This is a genomic window from Nostoc sp. DedQUE12b, from assembly GCF_034530835.1.
Lineage (GTDB): Bacteria > Cyanobacteriota > Cyanobacteriia > Cyanobacteriales > Nostocaceae > Nostoc.
Map to the genome: position 1 here is coordinate 242,235 of NZ_JAVRCI010000002.1, position 11,012 is coordinate 253,246.

Genomic DNA, 11,012 nt, shown 5'->3' on the forward strand with positions numbered 1-11,012 from the left:
AAATCAGACTGGAAATGTACGCGCTGCGGTATGCAATGCTTACGTCCAACTGATAAAAGACATGGATTAAATCGTAGAGAACGCAGCATTAAAACGTTAGTGGTTCACCACCGAAATTATACGCCCGAGGACAACCGAGCAGAAAATCTCGCGGCTTTATGCACAGCTTTTCATATGCTGTTTCATACACGCAGACGTGGAAATGTATCACCAGGACAACTATCTTTGTGGTAGAAAAACTAGTAGTTTAAGACAAATTAATAGTAGATAGTTATGATAAAGGTAAAAGATAAATATTATCTTTATAAGTCAACATCACAACATTTGCTGACGCAACAACTTCGTTGAAAAATTGAAGTTGTATAGACATGAAAACTACTACGAGTTCTAACCCAAAAACTAACCAAAAATTAGTAAAATCTGCACAGCAAATTCAACAAACAAGCACCTTCATAAGCGAAGCAGATTACTACGACTACGAAGCAGAATTAGCACAAGAAAAATCAGACTACTATCACTTGCAGTACGGATACTAAATTCAATCTGCCTTCAAGCATCAACTCTTCTTAGTCAACAACTAGTAGCAACTAACTGCTAGTTGTTTTTTATATCAAAAGTAAATTATGACTTCAGCAATTGAACGCGAAATCAACCAACTCACTCTCAAAGAATTAAGCCTAGATGCTGCTAAACTTTGGTCACAGATAGAAGAAGCAGGCGAGTTAGGCGAACAGGGTAATGTAGAACAACTCGTACAAGAACTTATGACTATTCAGGATGGTATCGAAACCAAAATCGATGTGATCGCCTGGGTAGTTGACCAGTTAAATCTTGACCTTGAAACCTGGGAGGAAAGAAAAGCGCGAGTAGCCGAACTCCACGACCGGGTAATTTCACGTCGCAAAACTCAACTTGAACAAATCAAGCGCACCCTCATCCACCTACACGAGATTGGATTAATCAATGACAAAAACATCGGTAAAGAAAGGGTAATTGAAATCAGGGATAACCCACCAAAAGTCGCTAATTTACTAGTAGAAGTAGATGATGAAGATTTTCCTGATGAATTTAGAGTTATTAAGTACCAAGCTAATAATAAGGCAATTCTTGAAGCCTATAAATCTGGTAAAGATATTAGCAATGTTGCCGAGGTAAGTATCGGGAAGCAGGTACGGTTTAAGGTGCAATCAGGTAGTAAGTCTCGCAACAAGAAAAACCACAACTAATGGCATACGCCCCAACCATGTGAATCAAACATAGGTAGATCCCATCATTTTACAAAAATATCATCAAATGGTTAAGGGTCAAATCTTAATCATTTTTATTTTTTCTAAAAACTATAGCTCAATTTTAAACTTCTTAAAAAAATCATCAAAACTTTGCCTAATTTTAAACTCTGTGAAGATATAATCGATGAAATTGTAGATATCAATGACAGCAACAGTAACTATGTCGGGCTAGGTACAAACATCGTTACAATAGGTTGGTATATTTAACCTTATTTAGTGTGGCTAAATAGGTAATTGCAATTGATTAGGTAGTTTCTATTTTCAACTATCAATATGATAATTCAAACTACTGCTAAGTTTAAGTTTAATCTGAAGGGATGCAATCACCCTAAATAAAAACTTAAATATTAGTTATCGGGAGCAAGCTTAAAATGTCATATGACAAAAACCGAAGTATAGTTATCCGTAACGCTATTATCGACAGTTTGTTTATCCTCTGGTGTTTATTTTGGCGTACTGGTTTGGGACTAACCTTTTTTATCATCTATGCTTCCCTTGGCTACATATATAGCTGGCCATTCTATCTTCCAATTTCGATTATTTTGGGATTTGCCCCTTGGGGCTGGAAGGTACAAGAAGAAAAAAGGGATAGAGAAGAAGAACGAAAAATGAGGAAGTTGGAAAATAAAATTGGGGATGGTTTTATCTATGCCAGAGCTGAATCAAATGTCGAGATAAATTACAGGGGAGTTATCTTCCTCAAGTCAGTATTTGGTCTATTTGTTAGCGGCTTTTGGGGGATAATACTTGGCTGGAAAGCTATTTTGGGTATGGTAGTACAGTTAGTAGATAATATCAGAACAGTTATTAAGTACATATAGATGAACCTGTTCATATAACCAAACCAAACTCAAAAGTTATCTTATCACTATTCCTGCATCAGTTTGATACAGAAAGTATCAAAACTTGGCTTGATGCTGAAACTTTGCTTAACGGGAAAGTTATCAATACTCCCGACACCAACCACAACTAAATAATTAAAATTCATTTACCAATATTAAATATTTCTGGTTTTGGGATAACATAAAAACCGATAAAATTGTAAAAAAATATTTTTAATACCACACGAGCTAACGCTTAATTTCAATAGAAAGCTGGTGGCATATCGCTTCATAAAATAGCCAGTTACTAGTTATATCAACAGGAGTTAAAACAATGGAATTAGCACAGTATATCCTAACAGGACTTCTCTACGTTATTATTTACGGATTTTCTACTCTCTTTATTTTCCACTTCTTGCTAGATATATCTATCGCTTTTGAAAAACACTGTAACTACACTACATCTACAAAACACAGTGTAATTAAAACCGAGATTTTAACTGAAAAATCCAAAATCCAGATGTCTAACAAAAACAAAAATCAAGTATCTACAACCAAACAGATGACTGTTAAACACTTAAGAAAAAGATGCTCACAAGCTGGAATCAAATGGAGTTACGCTATCCTAGAATCCAAAACAGGCAAGAAACGACATCTCAACCGAGAAGAAATGTTAATAGCCTTAACCGAGATTAAACAGTCAGCATAATAAAATATAAACTGAAGCCAACTAAAAGAAAACGAGTCGGCGTAGAAATAAAATTTAGTTAAATAATTTCAGATGGGCTTCGGAAAGCATTAATTACTTTATCAAGTTCCTGAGCGATCGCTAATAACTCCATCTCACGCCACCGTTTGCCAACAACTTGCATTCCAATCGGTAGACCATTTTGAGTCTGTCCAATCGGAATCACTACCGCAGGATGTCCACTCAGATTAAATGGCATGGTGTAAGCTCCGTTTGCCACTGCATGAGGATAGGGTCGGCCATCAATCTCAATAGCACTCCAAGCGGGACGATGGGTAAAGGCAGGGGTTGCAGCAACTGGACATAGCCACACATTCCAAGGTTCTAATGCCTCATCCATTTGGGCAGTGAAGCGATCGCGCTCGGTAAGTACCTCAAAATATCCTTTCAGGCGTGGATTTAATAGCTCTGGTAGAAGGCGGCTGAAATCCCCCAATTTGCGGAGTTCTTTGTCGCCTTGGGTTGCAGTACGAAAAATCTGCTTCAAACTGCGACGCACGTTATATCGATCTATCGGTTGAGCGTAGATGTTGATGTATGCAGCCATCCGCCCGTAGAGGTTCAGTGTTTTTGATAGGTCAAAGTTTTTGGGAAGCCAGCGTTCAATTTGGGCACCAGCTTGAGAAAGGGTCTGCGCGATCGCAGCCATTGCATCTCGAATTTCGGACGCAACAGGAACCTCCGCCCATTCATCGATCCAAGCAATTTTGAGATTCTGCAAAGACTTACCAGAAGGGGTATCGAGGGGAATTGGCGGCACATCAGGACGGCGAATGTCAGAGCCTGCAATTAAGGAGAAGCACAGCCGGATATCTTCAAGCGATCGCGCAAAACAACCTACTGTTATCATTTGCCGAAGACACACTGGCATTCCAGGGACTTCTGGAATCTGCCCTGCTGTAGAAATGCGCCGATCCGTAGGCTTCAAACCATACACGCCGCAGAAGTGAGCGGGCTGACGCACTGAACCCGCGATATCGTTACCTAAGTCCAAGCTTGAAAGTCCTGCTGCCACAGCCGCAGCACTGCCTCCAGAACTACCGCCAGCAGTGTAGTCAAGATTCCAAGGATTATTTACCCGTGGAAAGAGGGAATTCGTACTCTGGTAATCACCAGCCAGTTCCGCCATGTTTGTTTTTCCCAGGATGACTGCTCCGGCTGCCCGAAGTCTGGCAACAACGGTGGCATCTTGTTGAGGTACATAGTCTTTCAAAGGGATATAGCCTGCGGTAGTCAGCAGTCCTGTGGTTTCAAAAATGTCTTTAATCGTGATGGGAACGCCATGTAAAGCACCCCAGTTTTCGCCTCTGGCTAAAGCTTCATCAGCAAGCCTGGCTCTAGGATAGGCATTGTCTTCATCCAGCGTGCAAATGGCATTCAGTTTCGAGTTATGTTTGGCGATTTGAGCTAGGTAAGCATTGAGAACTTCGACAGCAGAAACTTCGCGATCGCGAATCATTCGCGCAAGCTGATGGGCAGGAGCAAACGTCAGGCTACTCATACGCGTAGACAGGTAGTTCTTGATAAAGTTAATTATATTCACTTTTAGTTAATGTAATTAACTAAATTATTTATGGGTCGTCCAGTCAAAGAAAAGTCCTTGACGCAGCAGGATGTAATTAATGCTGCGATCGCCTGTCTAGATCAAGAGGGGGAAGCTGCTTTAGGTGTGAATCGAGTTGCACGGGAATTGGGCATTAAGCCTCCCGCGATTTACAAGCATCTAGATGGTAATGCAGCCCTGCGACGGTCAGTTGCACTCACCATTTGGCAGCAATATATTGAATGGTCTCGTCAACAAATCAACGGATTAGAAGAACCCCAAGCATTGCTACGGGCAGGAGGACGGGCAACGCGGGACTTTGCGCGATCGTACCCCAACCGTTATCGAGTTATGACTCAATTTCAACTCAGTCTAAAAGATCCAGAAACTTCCCCGATGATTCAAGAAGTCTTCAGCTTCCTCAAACGTGTGTTGCAAGCTTACAATCTCAGTGAAACAAAATTAATTGATGCAATGCGAATGGTTAACGCAGCGATTACTGGCTTTATTGCCATAGAACAGGCTGGATTAATGACATTAGAACGTTCTACTGATGCTAGTTATGAGGTGATGATGGACGCGCTAGTAGTTGCAATCCAACATATTCAACAAGTTGACTCATGATATCTAATGACCAAGTTTAGCCGACGCAGACAATTTCTCGAACTCAACCGATCGCTCTTGTACTTTGGCTCCAACGATTTGTTGTGCTGCTGCTACTGTTAGCAGTCTTCAAGTTTTACGTACATCTCAGTTGGATGAGATACGGCGTATGAAATATCCCATTGCCTGAACCCTAAACTTTGATACAACTTTGCGGCTATCTCATTTTCTTTTCGATAACTTGTCGCAATGATTTCAACATCGGGACACAATTTGAGGCGGCGAATGACCTCAATCATGGTGGCTCGTCCATAGCCTTGACGTTGATATTTATAGTCAATCATCAAACGCATAATGAATCCTACACCCGCCACGATCTCATACATTGTAAATCCAATCATTGGTACTTCGGGCTGTTCATAACCACATGCCGCAGCATCGTAAACGGCTAAAGGAAAAAGATTAGGGTCAACATAGGCTTCTGCTAACGATTGCGTAGAGGTAGCCACAAAACTTTTCTGTGCATCCCCCACTTGCAGGTTCAGACATTCTCGGAAATTGTCTCGTGTAATTTGGCGTAGATGGACTTTAACCACAAGCTTGTTTTTACAAGATTGAATTGTTCTTCGCTACCTAGCTTAACAACTCAACTCAATGATCTTTGCGATCGCCCCACCAAAAATCTCAAAACAAAACCCTCACCGATAAATTTCAAAGCTGAAGAACGCTAATGGCTCTCATCAAATTGTCTCGAAATACTTTTTCACATCCTTAGTTCTTCCTTTGGACAAGATAGCCTTGGCGGTAATCACTCTTCTTTAATTTGGAAGCTTGACGTGCAGACCACTGACGCATAGGAGTAACTTTCTCTACATGAAGTAGTTTCTGGCGATAAGTATTATTATCTGTCAATTGAGCGATCGCACCAGCAATAAATCGAGCGCAGCGTTCTGGCTGAGACGAGACTTGTTCTTCTGCAAACCGGATGACTAGCCAGTTGGCATCGACAAAACACTTGTTTCGGTAATCATCCTCGCCGATACAGTGGGTAGGCTTAAGAGTTGCAAACGAAATTGGCTCATCGACCTCCAAATCTATGTGTAAGCCAGTATTTGGTTCAATAATAAGAAAATCAGCCGTAAATGGTAGTCGATGCCCTAGAGGAAGCATCACCTGCTGGGGAGAAACAATTTCACCAAAATAGTGTTTGAGAACATTTTCAAACAGCCCCTCACTTGCCCCGATTGGTGCATCTCCCTGTCCAGAAGGAAAAACTAAAGGGGTGAACTGTTTTTTTTCTTTAACTAACTCTGGGATAACAACAATTGGATATTCTGGTGTCTTTGCCATACTTGCACTAACTCTTCATACTGCAATTATCTAAATTCACAACGTCATTACACAATCAACAAAATACTGAAAATAAACCAACTTTTTTCTAATTTATGGACGCAATAATTAGAAAATTATCAGTTCTCGTACAGCATCTCTTCTGGATAAGATTACTTCTGAGTACGCTACAAGCAACTAAGATGAAGTCTAGCTTTGACTATCTAGAAGACCTTCTTGCGGACAACTATCCAATCATCGCCTGCGAATCTCCCCTCCAAGAACGTCACCGCCTCCTCACGCGAATCACTACTTACTGTCAGCAAGCAGGCAGAAAAGCCTACATCTGGAATCTCAGCGAGGACAGTATTAAAGAACTAGTAGTCAGTGCCGAAGAAAATCTGGTTCTTCGAGAATTTGACGAATATAAACCTTCCATAAAACAAAATAAAGAAGACTATTTTCAAGTACTCAATTTCTGGAAGGTTTATTCTGGCAAAGGAGTATTAATTGTTGAGAATCTCTTCCCTTGGATAAAAGAAAATACACATAAAGAAACCGATTCTATTATATCAGAATGGATTAAGTCGTCGCTAGTTAACCTCAAATTTCATACCAAAGATAAAGGCAAAACTACTATATTACTAGGAGCCAACGCTGAGATAGCAAGCGAAATAGCGGCAGAAATTCCCCTATGGAGTCAAGAACTACCAGATGCACAAGAAATTATTGATAGTTTAATTAAAAGCAAAAATTTTCCTTTCACATATACGGAACAAGACTATTTAGAAATTGCTAACGCTAGTGCTGGTTTGTATATTTCTGATATTATGTATTGCCTAAACGATATTAGTAAAAATCATGATTTAAGAAATTCCAGTGAGATAGCCAAGCTTCTGCTATCAAAAAAAATTCAACTGCTCAACCGCTTGTATGACATCGAATTCTTACCTCCGCCAAAAGTCCAACTTGGTGGGTTGGAACTCATGCAACAGTCATTCAAAAAGTTCAAGCGATTGCTTACCCCGCGTGCCAAACAATATAATCTGCGTGTACCCAAAGGGATTATGCTTGTGGGGCCACCGGGGACAGGAAAATCACACTCAGCAAAAGCCTGTTCCCAGAATATGGGTATTCCCCTTATCATGGTCGATTGGGGCAACTTTAGAAGTTTTGGCAACCAAGCAGAAATGAAGCTTAAACGCTTGTTGCGACTGGCAGATAGGCTCAACCAAGTAATTTTGTACTTTGACGACTTTGATAAAGGCTTCGCCGGGGAGGATGACCTCGCCAAACGGCTTGCTGGCCAGCTGTTGACGTGGATGCAAGAGCGCACGTCAGATGTACTGGTCATCGCCTCAGTCAACCGCATGGAATGGCTGCCACCCGAACTCACCCGTGCTGGACGGTTTGACTATTTATTTAAGGTAGACCTGCCCAATAATGGGGAAAGATATAGTATCTTCAAACTGCACGCTGCCCGATTTGACGAACGTTTTCGCAATGGCGGCGACCCCTGGAGCGAGGAACAGTGGCGCAGAATTCTGAAAGCCACCAATCGATGTGTAGGTGCAGAAATCCAGACAATTGTAGAACGCGCCGCTAGTACCATATTCTGCGAAACAGTAATAGAAGATACCTACTCAGAAAGCAAACTCCCCGTACTCGAACTAACAATCGAGGCATTACTAGAAGAACGCCGCCAGATTAACCCACTTGCCATCCGCGAAGCCGATAAAGTCGAGTCGATGCGTAACAAAGCTGACCAACAAGCTTTACCTAGTAGTCCCCTCGATGAAAGCAAGTTTGCTGTTGGTAACATCGAGATTTTTAGCTAATGCAAGGAGCCAGAATACAGAATTCAGGAGTCAGAAGAACTTCAGCCATAAAGGAAGGAGTTTCGCGCTGGTGGTTAAAAAAAACTTTTTTGTTTTGCTGAACAACTCTGATGAGGCTTTAAACCAACAGTTAAGAGTCATTCGTACAAAGCCCTCAAGCCTTACGCAAGCTTTCTACTGAATTCTGACCGGAGGTGGAGCGTCTCCGGCTCCGCTCCTGAGTTCTGACTACTTCTTTGTAAACATCATAAATCAATTCAAAGTTTCATCATGTTTGAACGAAAGCAAATGTAGCCAAAACATTTCAACAGTCATAATGCTTGCCATTTCTAACCACTCTACTACTTTATTTATCTAAAACTATGGAAGTCACAAGACAAACCGCTCAAACCAACATTCAAACTAAACAAGCACAAAATCCAGAAAAAAGCCTATTTTTCAAAATTCTCAATATCGTTGGGCCAATTGCTGGTTTTACTGCTGCTCTCTCACCCCTACCACTATACTTTTGGACTCGCCAGCCCCAGTATCTACCTATTGGTGCAACCTTTACCAGTAATAATCAAACAGTTCAACTTGAACTAGCAGACGATAGAAAAGAATATGCCCACGGACTCAAATTTCGTGACTCGATTCCCGAAAATCACGGAATGCTATTTGTCCTTAACAAACCTGAAAAAGTTAAACTTTGGATGCAGGATACGTATATTCCTCTAGATATGATATTTCTCCAAGATGGAGTTATTAAATCAATCGTAGAGGCGGCTCCCCCCTGCAAAACAAAAACCTGTCCTAAGTACGATTCCATCTATCCTGTTAACCAAGTTATCGAACTACCTGCTAACAGTACCAAAACCCTCAACCTCAAAGTAGGCAAGAAGCTCCATCTCGACTTCAACCCAAATCAAACGCAGAATTAGTTGACGGACAATTTATTTCACTGGGTAAATTAACGGTAAAACACCGTAATTACACTACCTCATATATCAATTACTGACCCCCGATATAGACTATATCGGGGGTCAAACATTATGAAATAAACCACTGATTTAAATGTTGAAAGTTGTCAATGCAATTTTTCTAATTTTTTACTAATGATTTACTGAAAATCATAGTGTTTAAAAATGGAAAATTCTTAGATGCTTTTACGGATATTAATTTAATAAAATAGGTTTACAAGCGAGAAGTTGGAGCAGAGATTTACTCCAATCCAAACTATGTACTAGGGGCAGACTCCGCCAACGGAATAAAGCAGTAATTCAGTCGTAATTACCCCTACAAAGTTTCATCCAGTAATTTCCAAAATCATCTACTTTTTTTATGAGAACAGACTACGAATCTAATTTTAGCAACGATCGCGTTCCTTCCTACGAAGAATACGGATACCCCGCTCCCACCCGTCGCCGTCGCAATTGGAAAGAAAACGCCAGCATCGCCGGACTAATGGCAGTTGGTACTGGCTTGATGATTGCAGATATCTCCATTCATCACATGGTAATGGCATCGCTGGCTTTTGGAACTGGTATTGTAGCGTTACTACCCAAGGAAGCAAACTTGCTACTTTCCAACTTCGAGAAATGGCAGCGCAAGTATGGCATCAATATCTATACCGTCTTGTTCTGCTTAGTAGGTGTAATATTTATGTTGGATATGGCCGCTGCACCCGCAAACGCCCAGTTCATGCAAAACGCAGAGGACTTTTTCACAGAGTATTTTACAGGTGTTGACGCAGACATCATTAAATACGTATTCGCAGTACTGCGCGGTTTGTTCTTAATTTACCTTGGTATTGGTCTGATCCGGGTCGTTCAATCAGCCAGAAACGACGAGGATTGGCAAACGATCGCCCGTACACCAATTATCGTTGCCCTCACAGTTGTAGTCGGAGACTTGCTTGCAGGGCTGGTAACAGGCTGAGGAGCTACTCGTCAAAAAAGCCACCACGAGTGGCACAATTCCACAAGTGCCACTCATCAAAATTTCAAAAGCTGACTTTTGCCTTTCGTAATAATGACAAGAGTTCGGGAATTTCGTACTGTCAACCGCGTATTAGGAGACCAGCCACGCCTCGGGCCATTCCCCGCCGACCAAATTGTTCCCTGGAGTGCGATCGCTCTCATCTCCTACATGGTAGTCAAGGGTTTTATGCAAGCTTCTTGGCTTGCAACCGGAATTGTAACCGCCTGGGGATGGGCAACCTGGTGGACAGTAAGTTCCAACAAAGCCTTTTTCGGTAAGTTTGTCGGCACGCCCCGCATCACCCGTGGCTATAAACCATTTGTCTCCCTCGTTAATCCTCTACAACCTCAACCCAAGAAAAAGCGCCAGCTGAAAAAACGCAGATAAAGCTTCTGAATTAATACCAGCGAACAAAACTACAGGCTATGAGTTCGACCACCTCAACAAAAATAAAGCACAAAATTGGTAAAAAATCTCTCGATACCGAACAATTAGGTGTTGTCAAAAACCTGACACCCTTTGAGGATATTACCCATTTAGCCGGGATTGCAAGTATCTCGCTTGCTGGTCGTAGAGATATCGGCGCACTCATTCTCCAGAGAAAAGAAGATATTCAAATCAAGTTCTGCTTCGACGTACAAGGAATTCACCCGTCTTTACCCGAAGAACAGATTATCCCCATTTTTGAAAATATTGAAGGCGGACTCAAAGAACTTCCCGAACGAGAAACCTTAACAATTCACCTTGGTTCGTTCACTGATAACTTTCTCCGGCAGCAGGAACTAAAAAAGATAGAGGATAAATGCGATCTAGAGCAATTAACTTTATTAACCTGAGTTCGGGTTAAGCATTGTGAGATAAAAGCCATTCCATCTGAAGGCT

General features: G+C 41.4%; 12 protein-coding genes and 1 pseudogene. 10 read left to right on the top strand and 3 right to left on the bottom strand.

All coding sequences use genetic code 11. From position 1 onward, the window contains the following. The first annotated feature begins 368 nt into the window (after nt 1–368). From RMY16_RS01935 to RMY16_RS01950, 4 genes are all read left to right on the top strand, one after another. Nucleotides 369–536 carry a hypothetical protein gene (locus tag RMY16_RS01935; protein ID WP_181154401.1) on the top strand — a complete coding sequence of 56 codons (168 nt, stop codon included), beginning with the start codon at nt 369–371 and terminating at the stop codon, nt 534–536. Nucleotides 537–623: 87 nt separating this feature from the next. Continuing rightward, nucleotides 624–1,226 carry a siphovirus Gp157 family protein gene (locus RMY16_RS01940; RefSeq protein WP_322734943.1) on the top strand — a complete coding sequence of 201 codons (603 nt, stop codon included), beginning with the start codon at nt 624–626 and terminating at the stop codon, nt 1,224–1,226. Nucleotides 1,227–1,660: 434 nt separating this feature from the next. Further along, the gene (locus RMY16_RS01945) at nt 1,661–2,110 is read left to right on the top strand and encodes a hypothetical protein (protein ID WP_322734944.1); all 450 of its coding nucleotides are present in this window, start codon (nt 1,661–1,663) and stop codon (nt 2,108–2,110) included. A gap of 334 nt (nt 2,111–2,444) precedes the next feature. Beyond that, the gene (locus RMY16_RS01950) at nt 2,445–2,819 is read left to right on the top strand and encodes a hypothetical protein (protein ID WP_322734945.1); all 375 of its coding nucleotides are present in this window, start codon (nt 2,445–2,447) and stop codon (nt 2,817–2,819) included. Between the two features lie 58 nt (nt 2,820–2,877). On the opposite strand, the gene RMY16_RS01955 is transcribed toward RMY16_RS01950, so the two are convergent. Then, nucleotides 2,878–4,359 carry an amidase gene (locus tag RMY16_RS01955; RefSeq protein WP_322734946.1) on the bottom strand — a complete coding sequence of 494 codons (1,482 nt, stop codon included), beginning with the start codon at nt 4,357–4,359 and terminating at the stop codon, nt 2,878–2,880. A 72-nt stretch (nt 4,360–4,431) separates the two neighbouring features. Between RMY16_RS01955 and RMY16_RS01960 the strand changes: the two genes are divergently transcribed. Continuing rightward, nucleotides 4,432–5,025 carry a TetR/AcrR family transcriptional regulator gene (locus RMY16_RS01960; RefSeq protein WP_322734947.1) on the top strand — a complete coding sequence of 198 codons (594 nt, stop codon included), beginning with the start codon at nt 4,432–4,434 and terminating at the stop codon, nt 5,023–5,025. Nucleotides 5,026–5,123: 98 nt separating this feature from the next. Here the strand turns inward: RMY16_RS01960 and RMY16_RS01965 are convergent, their stop codons facing one another. Both RMY16_RS01965 and RMY16_RS01970 read right to left on the bottom strand, forming a co-directional pair. Then, a complete protein-coding gene (locus tag RMY16_RS01965) occupies nt 5,124–5,513 on the bottom strand; it encodes a GNAT family N-acetyltransferase (RefSeq protein ID WP_322734948.1) in 390 nt (129 codons plus the stop codon). Between the two features lie 262 nt (nt 5,514–5,775). After that, entirely contained in the window at nt 5,776–6,354 is a 579-nt protein-coding gene (locus tag RMY16_RS01970; RefSeq protein ID WP_322734949.1) for a hypothetical protein, read from the bottom strand. A 182-nt stretch (nt 6,355–6,536) separates the two neighbouring features. On the opposite strand from RMY16_RS01970, the gene RMY16_RS01975 reads away from it, so the two are divergent. The 5 genes and pseudogenes from RMY16_RS01975 to RMY16_RS01995 form a co-directional block, all read left to right on the top strand. After that, complete coding sequence (locus RMY16_RS01975; RefSeq protein ID WP_322734950.1) at nt 6,537–8,171, top strand: ATP-binding protein; 1,635 nt, start codon at nt 6,537–6,539, stop codon at nt 8,169–8,171. Nucleotides 8,172–8,533: 362 nt separating this feature from the next. Further along, complete coding sequence (locus RMY16_RS01980; RefSeq protein ID WP_292754049.1) at nt 8,534–9,091, top strand: DUF192 domain-containing protein; 558 nt, start codon at nt 8,534–8,536, stop codon at nt 9,089–9,091. 400 nt (nt 9,092–9,491) lie between these two features. Beyond that, nucleotides 9,492–10,088: a hypothetical protein gene (locus RMY16_RS01985; RefSeq protein ID WP_322734951.1), complete on the top strand. Its 597-nt coding sequence runs from the start codon at nt 9,492–9,494 to the stop codon at nt 10,086–10,088. Between the two features lie 93 nt (nt 10,089–10,181). Further along, nucleotides 10,182–10,517: a hypothetical protein gene (locus RMY16_RS01990; RefSeq protein WP_069072332.1), complete on the top strand. Its 336-nt coding sequence runs from the start codon at nt 10,182–10,184 to the stop codon at nt 10,515–10,517. Nucleotides 10,518–10,555: 38 nt separating this feature from the next. After that, nucleotides 10,556–10,960, top strand: a pseudogene (locus tag RMY16_RS01995) (hypothetical protein); the annotation flags it as partial. Nucleotides 10,961–11,012: the final 52 nt, after the last annotated feature.

Coding starts and splice junctions, on each gene's coding strand:
- RMY16_RS01945 (WP_322734944.1), top strand. CDS start 1,661: ATGTCATATGACAAAAACCGAAGTATAGTTATCCGTAACGCTATTATC.
- RMY16_RS01960 (WP_322734947.1), top strand. CDS start 4,432: ATGGGTCGTCCAGTCAAAGAAAAGTCCTTGACGCAGCAGGATGTAATT.
- RMY16_RS01990 (WP_069072332.1), top strand. CDS start 10,182: ATGACAAGAGTTCGGGAATTTCGTACTGTCAACCGCGTATTAGGAGAC.
- RMY16_RS01940 (WP_322734943.1), top strand. CDS start 624: ATGACTTCAGCAATTGAACGCGAAATCAACCAACTCACTCTCAAAGAA.
- RMY16_RS01970 (WP_322734949.1), bottom strand. CDS start 6,354: ATGGCAAAGACACCAGAATATCCAATTGTTGTTATCCCAGAGTTAGTT.
- RMY16_RS01980 (WP_292754049.1), top strand. CDS start 8,534: ATGGAAGTCACAAGACAAACCGCTCAAACCAACATTCAAACTAAACAA.
- RMY16_RS01955 (WP_322734946.1), bottom strand. CDS start 4,359: ATGAGTAGCCTGACGTTTGCTCCTGCCCATCAGCTTGCGCGAATGATT.
- RMY16_RS01950 (WP_322734945.1), top strand. CDS start 2,445: ATGGAATTAGCACAGTATATCCTAACAGGACTTCTCTACGTTATTATT.
- RMY16_RS01935 (WP_181154401.1), top strand. CDS start 369: ATGAAAACTACTACGAGTTCTAACCCAAAAACTAACCAAAAATTAGTA.
- RMY16_RS01975 (WP_322734950.1), top strand. CDS start 6,537: ATGAAGTCTAGCTTTGACTATCTAGAAGACCTTCTTGCGGACAACTAT.
- RMY16_RS01985 (WP_322734951.1), top strand. CDS start 9,492: ATGAGAACAGACTACGAATCTAATTTTAGCAACGATCGCGTTCCTTCC.